At 43.4% G+C, this 18,763-nt stretch carries 18 protein-coding genes; 9 read left to right on the forward strand and 9 right to left on the reverse strand.

From position 1 onward, the window contains the following. Positions 1 to 178: 178 nt before the first annotated feature. The 3 genes from DQQ10_RS04040 to DQQ10_RS04050 form a co-directional block, all read right to left on the reverse strand. Positions 179 to 886, reverse strand: coding sequence for a hypothetical protein (locus DQQ10_RS04040; protein ID WP_133259526.1), 708 nt, complete (start codon positions 884 to 886; stop codon positions 179 to 181). 103 nt (positions 887 to 989) lie between these two features. Then, positions 990 to 1,742, reverse strand: a complete 753-nt coding sequence (locus DQQ10_RS04045) for a PrsW family intramembrane metalloprotease (protein ID WP_112745480.1) — start codon at positions 1,740 to 1,742, stop codon at positions 990 to 992. Positions 1,743 to 1,846: 104 nt separating this feature from the next. Continuing rightward, positions 1,847 to 2,395, reverse strand: coding sequence for a TlpA family protein disulfide reductase (locus tag DQQ10_RS04050; RefSeq protein ID WP_112745481.1), 549 nt, complete (start codon positions 2,393 to 2,395; stop codon positions 1,847 to 1,849). Positions 2,396 to 2,480: 85 nt separating this feature from the next. Between DQQ10_RS04050 and DQQ10_RS04055 the strand changes: the two genes are divergently transcribed. Next, positions 2,481 to 3,215 (forward strand): class I SAM-dependent methyltransferase, encoded by a 735-nt coding sequence (locus tag DQQ10_RS04055; protein WP_112745482.1) that lies wholly within the window; start codon positions 2,481 to 2,483, stop codon positions 3,213 to 3,215. On the opposite strand, the gene DQQ10_RS04060 is transcribed toward DQQ10_RS04055, so the two are convergent. Continuing rightward, positions 3,210 to 3,803 (reverse strand): nitroreductase family protein, encoded by a 594-nt coding sequence (locus tag DQQ10_RS04060; RefSeq protein ID WP_112745483.1) that lies wholly within the window; start codon positions 3,801 to 3,803, stop codon positions 3,210 to 3,212. The two genes, DQQ10_RS04055 and DQQ10_RS04060, sit on opposite strands and share 6 nt — an antisense overlap. Before the next feature lie 114 nt (positions 3,804 to 3,917). On the opposite strand from DQQ10_RS04060, the gene DQQ10_RS04065 reads away from it, so the two are divergent. Next, positions 3,918 to 4,658, forward strand: coding sequence for a hypothetical protein (locus DQQ10_RS04065; protein WP_133259527.1), 741 nt, complete (start codon positions 3,918 to 3,920; stop codon positions 4,656 to 4,658). 7 nt (positions 4,659 to 4,665) lie between these two features. Here the strand turns inward: DQQ10_RS04065 and DQQ10_RS04070 are convergent, their stop codons facing one another. Continuing rightward, entirely contained in the window at positions 4,666 to 5,769 is a 1,104-nt protein-coding gene (locus DQQ10_RS04070; protein ID WP_112745485.1) for an amidohydrolase family protein, read from the reverse strand. Positions 5,770 to 5,985: 216 nt separating this feature from the next. Between DQQ10_RS04070 and DQQ10_RS04075 the strand changes: the two genes are divergently transcribed. The 4 genes from DQQ10_RS04075 to DQQ10_RS04090 all read left to right on the forward strand — a co-directional run bounded on the left by DQQ10_RS04075 (position 5,986) and on the right by DQQ10_RS04090 (position 9,409). Then, on the forward strand, positions 5,986 to 7,092 hold the full coding sequence (locus DQQ10_RS04075; protein WP_112745486.1) for a tetratricopeptide repeat protein: 1,107 nt from the start codon (positions 5,986 to 5,988) through the stop codon (positions 7,090 to 7,092). Positions 7,093 to 7,113: 21 nt separating this feature from the next. Beyond that, positions 7,114 to 8,013, forward strand: coding sequence for a diacylglycerol/lipid kinase family protein (locus DQQ10_RS04080; RefSeq protein WP_112745487.1), 900 nt, complete (start codon positions 7,114 to 7,116; stop codon positions 8,011 to 8,013). Positions 8,014 to 8,111: 98 nt separating this feature from the next. After that, entirely contained in the window at positions 8,112 to 8,711 is a 600-nt protein-coding gene (locus tag DQQ10_RS04085) for an outer membrane beta-barrel protein (RefSeq protein ID WP_112745488.1), read from the forward strand. A gap of 68 nt (positions 8,712 to 8,779) precedes the next feature. Beyond that, the gene (locus DQQ10_RS04090) at positions 8,780 to 9,409 is read left to right on the forward strand and encodes a response regulator (RefSeq protein ID WP_112745771.1); all 630 of its coding nucleotides are present in this window, start codon (positions 8,780 to 8,782) and stop codon (positions 9,407 to 9,409) included. Positions 9,410 to 9,470: 61 nt separating this feature from the next. Here DQQ10_RS04090 and DQQ10_RS04095 read toward each other — a convergent pair whose 3' ends face one another. Then, positions 9,471 to 10,442, reverse strand: coding sequence for a YpdA family putative bacillithiol disulfide reductase (locus DQQ10_RS04095; RefSeq protein WP_112745489.1), 972 nt, complete (start codon positions 10,440 to 10,442; stop codon positions 9,471 to 9,473). 110 nt (positions 10,443 to 10,552) lie between these two features. Here DQQ10_RS04095 and DQQ10_RS04100 point away from each other — a divergent pair, with 110 nt between their 5' ends. Beyond that, positions 10,553 to 11,500, forward strand: coding sequence for a pyridoxal-phosphate dependent enzyme (locus tag DQQ10_RS04100; protein ID WP_112745490.1), 948 nt, complete (start codon positions 10,553 to 10,555; stop codon positions 11,498 to 11,500). An 18-nt stretch (positions 11,501 to 11,518) separates the two neighbouring features. Here the strand turns inward: DQQ10_RS04100 and DQQ10_RS04105 are convergent, their stop codons facing one another. The 3 genes from DQQ10_RS04105 to lysA all read right to left on the reverse strand — a co-directional run bounded on the left by DQQ10_RS04105 (position 11,519) and on the right by lysA (position 16,969). After that, positions 11,519 to 13,459 carry a S9 family peptidase gene (locus tag DQQ10_RS04105; protein ID WP_221409658.1) on the reverse strand — a complete coding sequence of 647 codons (1,941 nt, stop codon included), beginning with the start codon at positions 13,457 to 13,459 and terminating at the stop codon, positions 11,519 to 11,521. 104 nt (positions 13,460 to 13,563) lie between these two features. Further along, positions 13,564 to 15,654, reverse strand: coding sequence for a protein-disulfide reductase DsbD family protein (locus tag DQQ10_RS04110; protein ID WP_112745491.1), 2,091 nt, complete (start codon positions 15,652 to 15,654; stop codon positions 13,564 to 13,566). Positions 15,655 to 15,736: 82 nt separating this feature from the next. Beyond that, on the reverse strand, positions 15,737 to 16,969 hold the full coding sequence (gene lysA / locus DQQ10_RS04115; protein WP_112745492.1) for a diaminopimelate decarboxylase: 1,233 nt from the start codon (positions 16,967 to 16,969) through the stop codon (positions 15,737 to 15,739). Between the two features lie 62 nt (positions 16,970 to 17,031). On the opposite strand from lysA, the gene DQQ10_RS04120 reads away from it, so the two are divergent. Further along, positions 17,032 to 17,814 carry an alpha/beta fold hydrolase gene (locus DQQ10_RS04120; RefSeq protein ID WP_112745493.1) on the forward strand — a complete coding sequence of 261 codons (783 nt, stop codon included), beginning with the start codon at positions 17,032 to 17,034 and terminating at the stop codon, positions 17,812 to 17,814. A 12-nt stretch (positions 17,815 to 17,826) separates the two neighbouring features. Then, positions 17,827 to 18,759, forward strand: a complete 933-nt coding sequence (locus DQQ10_RS04125; protein ID WP_112745494.1) for a DMT family transporter — start codon at positions 17,827 to 17,829, stop codon at positions 18,757 to 18,759. Positions 18,760 to 18,763: the final 4 nt, after the last annotated feature.

Genomic DNA, 18,763 nt, shown 5'->3' on the forward strand with positions numbered 1-18,763 from the left:
CGATAACGCAATTAGATTTTGCATAACCGTTAAACGCTTGATGAATACACTGAGGGTGTGAAAAGCACACTATTGGTGCTCACATGAGATGTGTGCGGGTAGAACGAATTAAGACGCAGAAGAAAATCGAGGCAGGACATCGGTTGCGCGCACCAAACCTTACGCGACGCTTTAACTTTTATTTCGGAACAGTAAAGATCACGTCGACTTGCCGAATGTAAATCGTTGTTTTGCCAGTGTAGGCCGAATCGGTTCCGATGATGAGCCAAAGCTCGCCGTTGCTGTCAGAACGGGCAATAAAAGGCGCGTTGTAGGTTGAATTACTTCGTTGAATGTAGTTGTAAGATGTAGCAGGATTGGCTGCAATATTTCCAAGAATAATCATGTTAGCGCCCGCGCTACTCGCCGTTAATCCTTTGTCTAGATTAAGCTCACAGTTGCCATTCGCAATTATTTTTTGCGGCTCGGTAGATGACGCACCGGCCTTCAAAAAAACATCGCTTCCCGGAGAGCCGTCCGTATCTTCATCTGTAGTAGCATTCGACGCGGCACGTACTTCAAATATCAATGAGTATTCCGTGTTTGGTGCAAGCCCCGTCACTTTGTTTTTAATGAACATGAACAAATGACCATCGATATTTTTGCCGGAAAGCATGAGGCCTTTGCCGCCCAGATTGTCGGGAAGCGTCGTGTAATCAAATTTTAGTTCGTAGGCGATTGAATCCTCGGCGGAAGCGGGGTATCCAGTGAAATCAGCGTCCCACCCGTCCTGGCCAAGATTGAGATCAGAATGCACCGAAAACACAGAAATACCGGGCATTTCGGCATCAGAGCAGCCGGAAAACACAGAAAGTACGATCAAGAAAGGACCAAGAACACGCCACATATCCATCAAATTTTTATCATAGACACTTGACAATAAACCGAGGTTGTAAGTTCCGTTTTAAAAATAACGATAGAACCGTTTTCACTCAACATAACGCGGTTTTTCATGCGTTGGGTGTTAAATCAGAAGGGTCTTTTTCTTGTGCACGCTCAATAAATGGCGACGATTGCTGGTGGAGGCGTATTGCTGCCCTGGATAGAAAGAATGCCGTAATCAATGAAATTAAAGCTCCAATCCAAATACCCGCCCACGCGCCGTTAACTTTTCCAACGAACAAGAAATAATCATAAGAGCCATGGAAAACAGTTGCTGCAATTAACGCAACAAGCGTAAAGAAAAGTGAATTATGCTGTGAGAATTTTGCCTTTCCAAGAAAGTAGCCCATCAATACTCCGAATGTTGCATGTGCGGGTACCGCCGTAAACATTCTCAAAATTCCAGTGATCAACCCAGACTCTGCTTGAAATACATAAAGTATGTTTTCGAGTGTCGCAAAACCCATACTCACCATTACAGCATACACAATGCCGTCGAAGGGCTCGTTAAAATTTCTATTGTAGAATAGGATAAAACGTACAAAAATGAATTTGCTGAACTCTTCGATAAGCGCAACTTTAAAGAGAGCTTCAACAAACTGGTTGATAAAATCGGCCTGAACTTCAACATCTTTCGATTCCACTAAGAAAGTGACCGAAAAAGTAATTACAAGAGTTACGATCGTGCTTAATGCGCCATAGAAAAAACTGATCAACAGTAATCCTAATGGTTCACGTTCGTGTTTGTCTTTTAGGTAGATATATATTCCGATAGCGGTTCCAGGGGCGAGCGCAAGGGCAAGAAGACTGAAGAAACTCATGGGCAAAAATTGACCAGTAAACTTACCGAAAATAGTGGGCTACGAAAAAAAATTCCGGCCGTTAGAGACGGACCGGAATATGTTTTAGGAGGCATCGGCTGGGATTACTCTTCGTCCATCACATTTTCGATTTTATCCATCTTGTCGGCGGTGTATTTTCCAGACGTTGCATAGACGATTTTGCCGTTCGCATCGAGTACGAAAAAGTAAGGAATGTCTTTCTTCTCAAAGTCAAGTGCTTCTTTATAAGGCTTCAACTCACCTTTATAAAACAATACATAGGGCAACAGTTGAGGATCGATATTTTTTAGCGCTTTACGTTTTGCTGTGCCAGTCGCAGCGGCATTTACACCTGTAAACATCGGAACGAAATAGACATTCACATCATAACTGAAGTTTGCGAGAAGTCCTGACGTTTTTTGGATGAATTTTTCAAACACAGGTTGAAACCAGGAATTCAATTCGTCTTCTGATTTTTTCGAGTATGCAAGCCCGAGCAGCGTGTATTTGCCTTTTACATCTTGAGGCAATTTCACCTTCTTGTCTTCAACCGTTTCGGCTTCCATATCAGGAAATGTTTTACCAATTACTTGTGCATTCACCGTAAAGGCCATGATCGCAAGCACAGCGGTAAATAAAAATCGCGTTATCATAAGTGTTTAAGTTTTGATTGAATCTATTAAATAACCGTCGTTGTAACCGTTACGTTAAGCAAAAATATTTCCACAATTTCGACCAATGAGCACGAAAAGACATTACGACAATCACCTAGGTAATATTTATGTATGGATGTGTGGTTCTTTTGAAGAAAAACGAGCTGCGCAACAATCTTATTTTGAGAATAATGATGTCACACCGAACAATGGTAAGCTTGCGATTGACCTCGGCTCGGGTCACGGAATTCAAACTGTAGCATTGGCGAATCTTGGCTTTGAGGTTACTGCCGTCGATTTTAATGTTCAATTGTTAAATGCGCTAAAAGAAAATATTGCACGTCGCGATGTAACGATTGTCTGCGACGATTTTCTCACCTACTTAAAACAATGTACAGTAGCCCCTGCGTTGATTGTTTGCATGGGCGATACGTTAACGCATCTGGAAAGTATCCATGACGTTGACAAACTATTTGAAATGGCACACGCCAAATTATTGCTACGTGGAAAATTGATCCTTTCGTTCAGAGACCTTTCCCAGGAACTAGTCGGAACGCAACGATTTATACCTGTGCAAAGTGATGCCACGCGCATACTCACTTGCTTTTTAGAATACCTTCCTGACAAAGTGGTCGTTCACGACTTGCTGCATGAGTTCGTTGGTGATCAATGGAAACAAAGTGTAAGCGCTTATTCAAAACTTAGGCTAAGTGAATCTGATGTGTCGACGCTTTTAGTCAAACATCAGTTCACATTGAAAAAGTCAGAAACGATCAACGGAATGACTTACATCACCGCAGAAAAGTCAACAACGTTATGATGTAATCCAGATGACTTTTTCTTCGATTGGTTTTCGTTTGCTGTCGGGTGCATTTCCTTTTGGCATGCCGAGGTAAAAAAAGCCGATCAGTTTGTCTTCGCTAGAAAGGCCAAATGCTTCTTTTGATTCTTCGAAATAAGTGACGCCACCGGTGCTTAGATAACCCGCTACGCCGTATGCAGTCATTGTTAAATACATGTTTTGAATTGCACAATAGACCGCGCCGACTTCCTCAATTTCTGGAACAGATTTTTTAGGATCTCTTTTCATCGCGATAGCAATAATGTGCGAAGACATCATCGGTTTTGTAAGGAGATTTTGATAACGATCTTCTTTGAACGTTCCATCAGCTTCTGTTACCGATTTATAAACGGCAGCTTGTACTTCGGCGAGTTTTTTGATGCCATCGCCAGTGTACACAATAAAACGCCATGGCTCAGTGAGACGGTGATTGGGTGCCCAATTCGCATTCTCTAGAAGCTGCGATACGATTTCGTCGGGCACACGTTCGCCAGAGAATTGTTGCTGAAAAACGGAACGTCTGTTGCGAATGAGGGTATTGAATTCAGAAGTATTAAAGCTATTCATATTGATTGAATGTTCGCAAAATTACGGTGGAAAGCGATGCGTTCATATAAAAATGCATCTTCGTTTACACCTTTTATGAGAATATCGTGTCCAAAGCGATGACACAAAAAACTTATGAGAACCCTGCCCCCTATTATGTCGACCATTGTCGGAGCGCTACTTTGTTCCTGCACGGCTTTCTATGTGCCCACCACACAAAACAACCCGATGCTGTCGAAGCAGGGAGATGCCATCGCATCCGTTTCTAGTGGCATTTCAGGTACGGGTGTTCAAGGCGCTATTGCAGCGACTAATCATTTTGCCTTTACCGCTAGCGGAATGTATGCCGACAACTCGATCGACAATGAGGGCGAGTTTCGAAAACACAAAGCGATTGAATTTGGCTTCGGGTATTTTCGAAAGGGTCGCGCCCACTTTGATATTTTCGGCGGCATGGGATGGGCGAAGGGGGAGGCCACAATTCAAACCTGGGGACTTCTATCTGACAGCTACGAAAAACAATTTTCGGGCGAATACAAAAAGTATTTTCTCCAAAGTTCGCTTGGGCTCAGCCGAAGGTATGTAGAGGGCGCAATCTCAACACGTCTTACAGCAATACGATTTTCGACATTGCATTATGCTGAAGAGGGAGAGTCTATTTGGGTGACAAAAAAGCCGCGCGTGTTTTTCGAACCGGCCTTTACCTTTCGTGTGTTTCCTGGTGCGCGAAAATTTTTCTTTGTGGGGCAAGCATCTCTTTCATTGTTTATGAACAAGAAAGATGAGATGATATATGACGATGATTACAACTTTCGCTATGAACCCCTTCACCTTTCGGTCGGCGCTGGATTTAAATTCGGAAGAAATACGGATTAAAATTTCTTCAATCCGGAAACTGTGAAGCATCAATATTAGGAATCACGCGTAATGCATTCTTGTAATATATCTTTTTCAAGATTTCATCTGACAATCCAAGGCCATACATTCTCCAAAACGCATGGTAGCGTTTATGGTATGGAAAATATTCGTCTTGCGTTTCAAGTACTCTAAAATAAGTAGGGTATTCATCGGGAACCCAGGAGTCCTTACCAAACAAAACACGATCTTGATATTTTGTCAAGAACGTATTTGCTGCTTTCGGTTGTCTTCCGAGTTCTGATATTACGGCACCAATTTCAGTATACATGTTGGGAAATTTGTCCATGATCTCGCCAAGCTTCTGGAGGTCATTTCCAAACCAGCCGAGATGCGCATTGATGAATTTAGTCTTAGGATGTTTTTTGAAGATGTTGTGTTGCTCAGAAATTATTTTCTCCCACGTTACAGTGTCGTTAGCGTGACTTCTCTCTGGGTGTGTTTTGAGTTCGAGCCATCGTTCGTTGTTGTTATCCATTGGCTTCCAAAATGATTTTGGGTCTGCGGCGTGAATGAGCACGGGAATTCCGAGTTCGCCGCATTTTTTCCAGATAGGATCAATACGCGAGTCGTCGATATGAATGCGTTTGCCTTTGCTATCGCGCGTAAACATGCCCAAGCTTTTGTAGATCTTTAAACCATTCGCACCCTTTTTCACGTCTTCTTCCAATTGCTTCAGCATTCGCTCCTGCCATAGAGGGTCGTCGATTGCCGAGAAGTCCATGTTTGTAAAAACGATAAATCGCTTTGGGTTTGTGTTTCTAACATTGGCGAGCGATCCTTCAAGATGCTCGGTGCTTCCGCGGCCGCGTCCACTGAGGTTAACCATCACCTTCATGTTCAGAGCATCCATCTGTTTGAGTAACGCAGTGAGATCCTGACTTGGCATGCTGAATTGATGATTGTGTACATCGATAAACGGATACTTCGCGTGCGAAATTTTATGCTCCGGAACAACCAAAGTCGATGGCGGATCATAGGATTCAAAGTCCATTGTCGTGACAGCTTGCTTTTCTTGAGCAACAGCGACAACCGCCGATAGGATTATTGCGCTGAGGAAAAAATGTTTCATAGCTTTGGGAGTCTGATCAATGATAATTCATGTTCGCCAATAACGGCGACGTTTTTTTCTAAAAGGCAGAATCCAGTGGCAAGCGTAAAAATCAGCCGATGTATCGTCGGAAAAACACATCGACCGATTAAATGCATCATATCGTTCAAAAATCCTGGTCGTAATTCCTACTCCTTGCAGCACTTTGTTATTTTCGCATTGTACTAATCAATATTCATGAAGAATTTTTTGTTTATCGTCCTCGCATTGCAAATCGGTTTCGTGGCTTCGGCGCAAGATCTATTGGAAAGCGCAAAGAAGAAGCTCGCGGCCAACGATTTTGCAGCGGCCAAAACAGACCTGACGAAAGTGCTTGATGGCACGCCGAAGAACAAGTTGGCACTCAACCTCCGAGGTCAAGCGCGTGCCGGCCTGCAGGATTTTTACGGTGCTGTGGGCGATTTTACGGCTGCGCTGGAAATAGACACAACATTTGCCGATGCATACAACAATCGCGGTGAAGCGAAAATGGCACTGGGTGATGACGACGGCGCGATCGCGGATTTTTCAAAAGCCATTAAGTTCAATCCTAAATTTGTTGACGCTTACACCAACCGTGGCTTGGCGCGTTATAACCTTGAAGAACTTCAAGATGCTTATTTTGATTTTACAAAAGCATTGGAGATTGGTCCAGCGGATGCTGATAAATATTTCAATAGAGGTGTTGTGAAGGCCGAGCTTGGCGAGTTCATCAGTGCAATCGACGATTACACAAAAGCAATTGAGTTGGATAAAAATGATCCAGCGCTGTACAACTATCGTGGCGTAGCCTACTACCAAACAACGAACATCGACCTTGCTATTGCAGATTATGATCAAGCCATTAAAAGTGATCCTAAAGATCCGCTGAAATTTGAGAATCGAGCTTTAGCGAAGGCAGCAAAGGAAGATTATAAAGGTGCCTTGGAAGATTACACAAAGGCTATAGAACTCAATCCCGAGGAGGCTGCAACGTACAACCTCCGTGGCGTGGTACGATACAACCTCGACGATCATGATGGCGCGATTGCTGACTATACGAAAGCCATCGAGATTGACGATACCGATCCGGCTTATTACGATAACAGAGCACTTAGTAAAAATGCCAAGGAAGATTATGCTGGCGCGATTGAAGACTACTCCAGTTCCATAGAACTGTATGCGAGTGATCCTGAAACATTCTATCAGCGTGGACTGGTGAAGATGAGCATGAATAACAAGTACGATGCTTGCCTCGATTTTAAGCGTGCCGAAGAGCTTGGTTCTGTTGAGGCGAAGGCGATGATTAAAAAGAGCTGCAAGTAAAATCAGTGCAGCTGTACTCAAATGAAAATTGTTGTCATCTTGAATGGTATTTCATTACACAAGAAGAAATTCTATCAAGATGTTTTTCCCTTCATAAAAGATGCATTCGATGTGCATGTGTGGGAGACTGCATCGCGGCATGATGCTGTGGCGTTAGCATCGAAAGCCGCGTCACACAACGTAGATCTTGTTATTGCAGCGGGTGGTGATGGTACGGTTTTTCAAGTCGCAAATGGTCTCTTACAAGGTCATGACGGTTTACCGGTGATGGCTGTGATTCCCTTAGGATCTGGAAATGACTTCGCAAGAAGTCTTGACCTGCCCAACAACAAAAATCAAATCATTGCCATGTTGCGTCAGATGAACGTGATGGAGATTGATGTGGGCAAAGTGACGTACACGACAATGCATGATGAAGTTGAATCGCGGTATTTTTTGAATGTTGTCGATGTTGGGATGGGGCCTGTTGTTGTTCAGAAGGTGTTAGCGAGTGGTAGACCATTCGGATCGGCAATAGCCTATTATAGCAGTATCCTCTCTACATTTTTTTCCTTTAAGCCGAAGCTCATGCGAGCTGTTTCGCCCCGCTGGACTTGGGAAGGTAAAGTGCGCACTTTTGCAGTAGCCAACGGGAAATATTATGGTCATGGTTTGTGCATCGCGCCGTCAGCCAAGTTCGATGACGGGATGTTCGAAATCTTTGCTTGTGGCGATGCATCTGTTGCCGATTTTATCTTACAAACGGCACCACTGAAACGCGGGAAACAAATCAATCACCCGAAAGTGTCATACTATTTTTCGGATCGTGTTGAGATGACTTCATCAGAGACCTGCTTAATCGAAGCGGACGGCGAGTTACTTGGAAAGCTTCCTGCAACAGTCTGTATGGCAAACCAAAAAATAAAATTCTTGCTACCTTAGCGGCGAAACCTGCTTTTAAGGATAGTAAGCTACATGTTCATGGGATTGTTGCGATAGATCGCGTAATTTAGCTTGCTCATAAATAACCCCCTTCAGCTATGAAACAATTACTATGCATTGCCCTTCTGTTGATGGTCGTTGTTGCCGTTAATGGACAAACCGCAAAAGGATCGAAAGCGCTCGGTGGTGGTATTTCGTATTCTAAGGATACATATACAGGTCCAGATGGTGACCTAGAAGAAAGTGAGCTTTCATTTGCGCCAAGCTTCGGATATTTTGTTGGTGACAAATTTTTGCTCGGACTTAATCTCGAAATATCACAGTCAACGGAAGATGAATATCCTGATGGTGAAACCAAGGAAACTGGTTTTGCGTTTGGACCATTCGCTCGGTATTACATTCATACATCGAATGAGCAGTTTGCTTTTTTTGGACAGGCATCCATCATGTTTGGATCTACGAAAGAATCTTACGACGGTGTACCGGACGATGTGAAAGGAAAAGTATTTGATATCAATGTGGCGCCTGGTTTTGCATATTTTTTCAATGAACATTGGGCACTCGAACTTGGCTTTAGAGGAATTGGATTTACGAGTGTAGATCCTAATACCGATGTTGACGATGATGACTATTCGTCTTTACAGATAGGATTGAATTCTTTGTCTCCATCGATGCTGGGAATTCGCTATCACTTTTAAATTGGTACAGAAACACGATGTTGAATATGATTGCTACCGCGCCTTCTACGCTTATACACCAAAATGCTATGATACTTGTCGGAATTGTTGAAGATGATGAACAGATTAGAAAAGGCGTCCAAACGTATATCAGCCGTCAGGAAAACTTTTCTTGTGAGTGGTCTTACGGATCTATCGAAGAACTGCTTGCAAATTTGAATGACAAAAATGTTCCGAACGTAATCATGATGGACCTCGGTCTTCCGGGGATGTCAGGTATCGACGGAATTAAGTTTGTGAAAGAAAAATATCCCGACGTAGACATCATCGTTTTCTCTGTATATAACGATACCAAAAGAATTTTTGACTCATTGTGCGCAGGTGCGACAGGTTACTTGTTAAAGAATACGCCACTCGAAGAAATTAAAGAGGGTATTGAATTGCTATCAAAAGGTGGTTCACCGATGTCGCCGCAGATTGCTAGAAAAGTAATCGATCATTTTAATCCGACGCCAAAGAAAAAAACGGAATCAATTCTTTCTCCTAAAGAAAAAGAAATTGTGGTCGGCCTCGTGGACGGATTGAGCTATAAATTGATCGCTGATCGCATGGATATCAGTATTGAAACGGTTCGTTTCCACATCAAAAACATCTACCGTAAACTGCATGTTCATGGTAAAGCAGAAGTGATCAGTAAATCACTTCGTGGCGAAATCTAATGCTGGATTCTTAATTTTTTGTTTATAAGGTATGTGCCCTCGTTTCAACGCGAGGGCATTTTTATTTCTTAGTTGCAACAATATGGTTGACAATCATGTCGGCATGAACTCTCGAATTTTCGATAAACCATTTATTAGTTTTTAGTCCACCGCAGACAACGCCAGCCAAATAAATGCCGGGCACATTTGTTTCCATAGAATATTCATCATAAACAGGTGTGTTAAATTCATCGCCTTGGAATTTAATGCCACACTTCTCCATAAAAGCAAAGGGAGGTTGATAGCCAGTCATGGCGAGAACAAAATCATTCTCAATGGTAACTTCTCCCTCCGGCGTAATTACCTCTACCGTATCAGCGGTGATTTGCTTGACGGTAGAATTAAAATATGCTGTAATAGATTTTTCAGCGATTCTATTTTCGATGTCGGGACGAACCCAATATTTTACGCTTTCGCGGATTGAGTTTTCACGAATCACCATAGTGACTTCTGCACCTTTTCGCCACGTTTCCAACGCCACGTCTACTGCTGAGTTTGCCGCGCCAATAACAACGATTTTCTGACCGAAGTATGGATGCGGTTCGTCGTAGTAGTGTTTTACTTTTGGGAGATTTTCACCCGGTACATTTAATAAGTATGGCAAGTCGTAAAAACCAAGTGCGAGGACAACAGACTTTGATATATAACTCGTTTTTTCTGTCGTGATCTGATGAAGTCCGTTCGTTGGCGTAATGGCAATTACTTTCTCGTAGAGGTTTACATGTAACTTCCAACTGGTGGTCACACGACGAAAATATTCGAGCGCTTCAAATCGATTTGGTTTTGGTTGATGCGAGATGAAGGGAACATCACCAATTTCTAGACGATCGGACGTTGAGAAGAACGTCATGTTTAACGGGTAGTTGAACAGCGAATTGACAAGGCATCCTTTCTCGACGATCAGGTAATTTAGCCCAGCTTTTTTTGCTTCAATACCGCAGGCTAAACCAATGGGCCCTGCGCCAACAACAAGTAAATCCAAGACCTTCTCCATAGTTGACAAATATGCGGTATATTCAGTTGCTTTGAAACAAAGTGTGAATCGATATCGTAACTTTCACGTTGGGTGCATAACCAGCAATTCAGGCTCATTAACCATCTCACATGATTACACGCGATTCAATTGTTCAAGCTCACGAGCGCATTAAGCCTTACATTCACCGCACACCGGTGATGACTTCACAAAGTATTGACGATCGTGTTGGTGGTAAAGTGTTTTTGAAGTGCGAGAATTTTCAAAACGTTGGTGCGTTTAAAGCGCGCGGTGCAATGAATGCAGTTTTATCGTTACGAGAGGATGAGCGCGCAAACGGTGTGGCCACACATTCATCGGGAAACCATGCGCAGGCCCTTGCACGTGCTGCAAAAGTGTTGGGTATACCCAGCTACATCGTAATGCCACGAAACGCGCCGGAGATAAAAAGAAATGGCGTGATTGGCTATGGTGGCATAATCACAATGTGTGAACCAACATTGCAATCGCGCGAAACAACATTGGCAGAAGTTGTTAAAAATACAAATGCAACGGAGATACATCCGTTTAACAATTACGATGTGATGACAGGTCAAGCAACAGCCGCAAAGGAATTGTTTGAAGAAGTGAGTGACTTGGATATTGTAATTGCGCCTGTGGGCGGTGGTGGCTTGTTGAGCGGAACAGCGATGGCAGCCAAATTCTTTTCGCCGGCCACGAAAGTTTTTGCTGGTGAACCCGAAGGTGCTGATGATGCCTACCGATCGATGAAAAGTGGTCAACGTGAAACTTCGCAAGCTAATTCTATCGCAGATGGTTTGTTGACATCGCTCGGCGATAAAACGTTTCCAATTATTCAAACATCTGTCGCTGATGTGATCACCGTGAGCGATGCAGAAATTGTCGATGCCATGAAACTACTTTGGGAACGTGTGAAGATCATCGTAGAACCTTCTGGCGCGGTTCCTCTAGCAGCCATTTTAAAGCAAAGAGAAAAGTTTATGGGCAAAAAAATTGGCGTTATACTTTCCGGTGGAAACGTTGACCTTCAAAAAGCGCTCGCTTTAATATCCGAATAGCGTCAGCATCTTCTTTCGCTACTTAAGCAAATGCTCTTGCAAGAACATGACGATTGCCCATTGCATGTGATCTACGTTCGCTTTTTTTCGGAAGCCATGGCCCTCATCTTTTGCAAGCATATACCATACTTTCTGTCCTTTACTTTGCATTTTCAATTTCATCTGCTCTGATTCCGACGCCGGTACACGCGGGTCATTTAATCCTTGAATGATAAAAAGTGGTTTCGTGATTTTGTCAACGTGATTTGCCGGGGAAATCTGAAGTAAAAACTCTTTCATCTTTGGATCACGTTCATCACCATACTCAACGCGTCGTAAATCTTTGCGATAATCTTCCGTGTTTTGAAGGAAGGTCACGAAGTTACTAATACCAACAACGTCGATGGCACATTTAAGTCTCGCATTGTAATGTGTCATCGATGCAAGCACCATGTAACCGCCGTATGATCCTCCCCAAACGGCAACGCGTGAGGCATCTAGCTCAGGTTGTTTTGCTATCCAATCCAAGAGTGCGCCAATATCTTTTACGGAGTCTTCTCTTTTATAACCGTTATCGAGTAGCAAATAGTTTTTTCCGTAGCCGGAACTTCCACGCACATTGGGCGCAATGATCGCGACGCCAAGCTCATTCGTTAAATATGCGTTGAATGAACTGAATGTAGGTAATGCTTGTGCTTCTGGGCCACCGTGAATGTAGATGATGACAGGTATCTTGCCCTTAACATTTTTCGGTTTGTAGTAGAATGCCGGAATCGTTCGTGGCTTGCCATTAACGTTGTCGAAAGACTCAAACGAAATTTGTTCTGGAGAAACAAATGTGCTGTTATCCAGACCTCCGACTTCACTTGCTGTCCACCGTGAAAGCGCAATGTTGTCAAGTTTAATTGAAAAAATGTCACTGGGTGTGGCCGGCGTGTTCAGCACGAAACCAAGTTCCTTTCCATTGGGATGAAACTTCAGCCCGCCAATTACACCCGATGGAATTCCCTTCAGCTCGTGAATATCTTTAGTCGACGTGTTCAGCGTGTAGATCTTTGAGACACCATTCTCATTAATTGTGAACGCTATTGTTGTTCGCTTTTTGTTGATTGTCATACCGGAAACGTCCCAATGAATTGAAGACGTGATCGGCGTCAATTTTTTAGAAGCGAAATCGTAGTACTGAAGCGTTTGAAATTCGGCATTGGCATCGGAGATAATAAATGCACCCTTTCCATCGGCACTCCAATAACCGCCAGCATATGCGATGGATTCGTTCGATGAATTGATCTGTTCAAGCGCTCCCGTTTCGACATCAAGCACGTGGACGAACGATTTGTTTGCTGAGATATAGTTCTGAACAAGAATTTTTTTGTCGTCTGGTGACCAATCCATCACCGACCATGAACCTCCTTGCTGTAAAATGATCTTTGCTTCTTTCGGATTTTTCATGTCGGCGACATAGATGTCATAGTCCTTTCCGTTTCGCTTGGTACTTACAACCGTGAATTTATTTCCCTTGTTCGACCAGGTTGGTAAGCTGTTCTGCGATCGTCCACCATCAGAAAGTAGCGTGTACTTACCATTCTTTAAGTCAAACCAATAGAGTTGTGAAAACTCATTACCACCGGCATCACGCGTGAACATAAAACCTCGATAAGTTGTGTCAGGACAAAAAGTTCCTCCTCCAACTGGCTCTTTAAAGAACGTGATTTGTTTCCGGTCGCCGCCGGGAAAATCGACTTGATGAAGTTGTGCGGTTTCGGCAAAACGTGTTAGCATTAAGATGCCTTTGCCGTTCGGAATCCAACTGCTCAATGCTGCCCAGCGCGTGTTTTGATATTGCGTCATGCGATCGACAAGCGATGACGGCACGTCGGGAACATTTTCTAGAACGAGTGAAGATGACTCTTTTTTATCTTGGGCGAAACCAATTGTCACGCTGAACAACATCAGCACAACCACGAAATTCAATTTCATAAACCAGCTTTTCTAAAAGATAGAAGCCTCATCAAAAAAATCAAACCACGATCTGAAATCAGGTCGACAAGTTTGATGATGTGTAAATAGAATGTGCGAACGGCTCAGTAGAGTGCCTTGTATTGCTTTACGCCACTGTCGAGGAACTCGGCAAATTTTGGAACACTGCTGTCGAAACCGTAGGGAGATACGAGAACACGTTCGTCTGCACCAACCAACACATAGAATGGTTGAGCATTGTTATTGAGATTTGTGATTTGAAGATCGGCGTTCTGTTTCCCGATAGTCTTTTTCACTTTGTTATCGTACGTCGAGGTATACCAAGCTTCTTCAGGCAGTTCTGTTTTGTCGTCGACGTACAAGGCAACGACAACAAAATCATTTTTCAATCGCTCAAGAATCGTTGGATCGGACCAAACCGAAGCTTCCATCAATCGGCAATTTGTACAAGCATGTCCAGTGAAGTCAATGAAAAGCGGCTTCTTTTGCTCGCGTGCACAGGCTAGCGCTTGACAGTAGTCGAAATATCCCTTGATGCCATGCGGAAGGTGAAGGAAGTCATCATACTTTGGTTCCTCACAAATTTGATTAGGCTGATCACGTCGCGCTGCAGAAAGCAAATCGAAATCATGCGTATACATCGGCGGTAAATAACCTGCGAGTGCTTTTAGTGGTGCTCCCCACATGCCAGGTACCAAATAAATCAAAAACGTAAACGTGATCATCGCAAGACTTATGCGCACAACGCTTACACGTTTGTCTTCCGCATCCTTTCCTGTGTCTCCAGGCAAACGAAATGCTTTCATCAAGTACAAGCCAATGAGCGCTACGATCACAATCCATATCGCAAGATTAATTTCGCGATCGAGTATTCTCCAATGAAACGCTTGATCTGCAACGCTCAAGAATTTAAACGCAAGCGCGATCTCGATAAAGCCCAGCACAACCTTCACACTGTTCAACCATCCACCCGATTTCGGAAGTGTTTTTAGCCAACCAGGGAAAAATGCAAACAAGGTAAAAGGTATCGCGAACGCAAGTGAAAACCCGAGCATACCAATGATAGGTTTTAAGAAAGCACCACCAGCTGACGACACCAAGATGCTTCCGACAATCGGCCCCGTACAAGAAAATGAAACGAGCACGAGTGTGAATGCCATGAAGAAGACGCCGAACAATCCACCTTTTTCAGCTTGCTGATCTACCTTATTCACGAATCCGCTTGGCAATGTAATGTCGAAAAGCCCAAGGAAGGAAAGACCGAATACAATGAAAACGACGAAGAAGAGAATGTTGGGTAGCCACTCCGTTGACAAGTGGTTTGCTGTTTCCGGTCCCATCAATGGCGAAACAGAAACGCCAATCAAAGTGTATATCACAACGATTGAAAATCCATAAATGATCGCATGAAATCTTGTTCTGCCCGGCGCAGTAAAATAACTTACCGTCATCGGGATCATAGGGAACACGCATGGCGTTAATAATGCCGTGAGTCCTGCGAGGAAAGAAATAAAGAAGAATGCCCAGAAGGAAGTGTTCTCTTCTTTCACGAGCGATTTATCGAGTATCGGTCCCTTACATTCGCCGATTGACTTTGCTGAAGTAGTAGTCGATGTTGTATCTACATTTTCAACATCGTTAGGAGAAGATGGTGTTGTAACGGGAGCAGCAATGTTATTGGCTGGAGACGCTTCGACCTTATTTTTTTCCTTCGGAACTGTTGCACCAGCTTTTACCTCGAATGACGCGATGGCAAAATCACCGTCGAAAAGAATACATTGTTCCTGGCAGACTTGTCCTTCATAGGTTCCGCTGATCTGTGGTTCTGTTGTTAATAATTTAACTTTCTGACGAAACTCACCTGCGTTTTCGAAAATGCGAACGTCGCAGTCGAAGATTTTGTCGTGTTTGAGTTTATCGTTAACAGCCACAAGTGGGCCAACAAGTTCATAGCTTGCATCTGTGTTGAAGGTAAATGCGGTTGGTAATGGTCCACAATCTTCATCGAAGCCGACAGTATACACGTACCATCCTTTTTCGACTTCAAGCTTGAATACCAAGTCGATAACGTCTCCCGTTTTATAGCTTCCGGTAGGCGTTTCGGCAAATATTTTAGCGGGCTCACGAACTTGTGCGAATACATTGCCGAGGGCAAGAGAAAAGAGGATGAGTATTAAGTGAATATACTTTTGCATACTTCAAAATTGGACGCAAAAATAACGAACAATCCATCAAAATAGTTGAAGGATGTGCTGAATGGTAATTGTTAAGAACTTGTTAAATGTCGATTTCGACCTGATTTCGTAGAATATCTTCAAAAGTCTCGCGCTGACGAATCAATTTTGCTTGCCCGTCGATGATAAGGACTTCTGCTGGACGTGGCCGTGAATTGTAGTTTGATGACATGGAAAAGCCGTATGCGCCAGCATTTTTGAACGCCAAGACGTCGCCTTCCCGTACCTCGTTCAGCAAACGATCGGATCCAAACGTATCTGTTTCGCAGATGTATCCAACAATGTTGTATTTTTTTTCAGCACCTGTTGGATTGGAGACGTTAACGATATGGTGATAGGCATCATACATCATGGGTCTGATCAGGTGGTTAAGGCCGCTGTTAACACCAGCAAAAGTGATTGACGGTGTTTGCTTTACGACGTTTACGTTGACGAGTAAAGTTCCTGATTCGCTTACCAGAAATTTTCCTGGCTCGATACGCAGCTCAAGTTTTCTGCCATAGCGTTCACAAAATTCATGGAACGACGCCGTAAGTTGTTTGCCAAGCTCATCGATGTTGGTGACAGGATCTCCCGCTTTGTAGGCAACTTTGAAACCACTTCCGAAGTCGATAAACTTTAGGTTCGGAAAATGCACGGCAGTCTCGAACAACGTTTGTGCGGTTTTGATGAATGCATCCGTTTCTTTGATGTCAGAACCCGTGTGAATATGAAGTCCGTCTACAACAATATTATACTGCGCAACGATAGCCTGTATTTCTGAAAGTTGCTGTACGGAAATTCCAAATTTAGAACTACTATGGCCTGTGGATATTTTGATATTTCCGCCTGCCATAATGCTCGGATTTAAGCGAAGGCTTACCGGGAATTTATCGCCGTACTTTGCTCCAAATTTCTGCAGTGAAGAAAGGTTGTCGAGATTAATGGGCAACCCAAGGGCTACACCTTCTTCGATCTCGCTGAAGTCAACACCACTTGGCGTAAACATAATTTCTTCGGGACGAAAGCCAGCGCGCAATGCAAGTTTTGCTTCTTCCGGAGAGACAACTTCGACACCGATTCCCTGCTTTCTGACAAATTTCAAAATGGAAATATTCGTGAGCGCTTTGGCCGCGTATTTAATCTTAAGATCAACGCCGCTATACGCTTTCTTCAGTTTTTCGATCTGTTGTTTAATAACATTGCCATCGTAAACGTATACGGGTGAACCAAATTCACGCGTAAGCTGTATAACATCTACACCTTGGATCGTATACTGTTGTTGCTGAAATTCCATGTCGAAATTTAAAAGGACCAAATATACGTGCACATTCTTAATTCTGAATCTATTTTAGCGCCATGAAATTATTTTTCCGCGAGTACAATCCTGCTTCGAGCACCGACAAACAACCGATAGTTATTTTACATGGCCTTTTTGGATCGTCAGATAATTGGCTAACACAAGCCAAGGTGTATTCTGAAACGTACAATGTTTACACTGTAGATCTCCGTAACCATGGCCAATCACCTCACGATGATGCATTCGATTATCAATCGATGGTAAATGATTTGGAAGAGTTTTTTGCAGACCATAATCTTAGCGATGTAACATTGATCGGCCACTCCATGGGCGGAAAAGCTGCGATGAATTTTGCGTTAGCGCATCCGGATCGTGTTGGAAGACTCATCGTTGTTGACATCGCTCCGCGCTACTATGACTTGGAGCACTACGTGATTGTGGACGGATTAAATGCTGTGAAACTCAACGAACTTACCTCGCGAAATGATGCTGATGCAGCATTATCAGAATATGTACCCGAACCTGATGTTCGTCAATTCTTATTGAAGAATCTACAGCGTAAAGCAGAAGGAGGATTTTCGTGGAAGATTAACTTGCCTGTTATCAGTGAAAAACTTTCTAACATCGGCGTCGACCTGGTCGTAGAAGGAACATTTGAAAAGCCAACGCTTTTCATTCGTGGCGTGCGATCAAAATATGTTCATGATAGTGACTGGTCGCGAATAAAAGAAATTTTTCCGGAGGCAGTTCTCGAAACTATGGAGACAGGCCATTGGGTGCAAGCAGAAAATCCACAAGGTTTTGTTGCGTTAACAAAACACTGGATTGAATCATTGGGTTAATATTTCTCTCTCATGTCTACACCCTCTGGCGCTATTCGTAACGATAAATCATACGGCGCTTACGTTACGGGTTTTTTGTTGTGTTTTGCAGGTGCAGTTTGCTTCTCGACGAAAGCCATATTTGTAAAACTTGCTTATCGCGAAACGCATATCGATGCCGTTACATTGCTCGCGTTGAGAATGCTATTTTCAATTCCCTTCTTTCTTATTTCGGCTGCGATTTCATCATCGAAAACTACGAATGTCAAATTTACGCTGCCACAATGGTTTGGTGTTGCGGGCATTGGTTTGTTGGGATATTATGTGAGTAGCTATCTCGACTTCGTTGGATTGCAGTTCGTGTCGGCAGGGATGGAGCGACTTATTTTATTCATATATCCTACATTGGTGCTTCTGATTACGGCCGTGTTCTTCAAAACGAAGATTAGACCGCGGCAGTGGTGGGCAGTGGTAATCACGTACGCAGGGTTGTTCATTGCTTTCTTTGGTGAGATCGATTTATCCGCTGCCCAAGATGAGCATTTCTATTGGGGCGCTTTCATGATTGTGCTTTGTGCGATCACGTATGCATCTTACATTGCCGGTAGTGGACAGCTCATTCCTGTGGTTGGCGCTTCTAAGTTTAACAGCTACGCGATGACCTTTGCGTGTTGTGGCGTGTTGATACATTATTTTATCGTCAGCGACACGTCTCTCCTTAATTTGTCAAATGATGTATACCTGTATAGCGCTTCAATGGCAATATTCGCGACCGTTGTTCCTTCATATTTAATAACGGCAGGCATTAAACGCATCGGCGCCGACAATGCTGCTATCGTGGGTAGTGTTGGCCCTGTGTCTACTATCGTACAAGCGTATTTCTTTTTACAGGAGCCGATTTTAGCGCTTCAATTGGTCGGAACGGCTTTGATACTGGTCGGTGTTCTCATGATCGGAAAAAAGTAAGCTT

The sequence above is a fragment of the Pseudochryseolinea flava genome, from assembly GCF_003286915.1.
GTDB classification, from domain to species: Bacteria; Bacteroidota; Bacteroidia; order Cytophagales; family Cyclobacteriaceae; genus Ohtaekwangia; species Ohtaekwangia flava.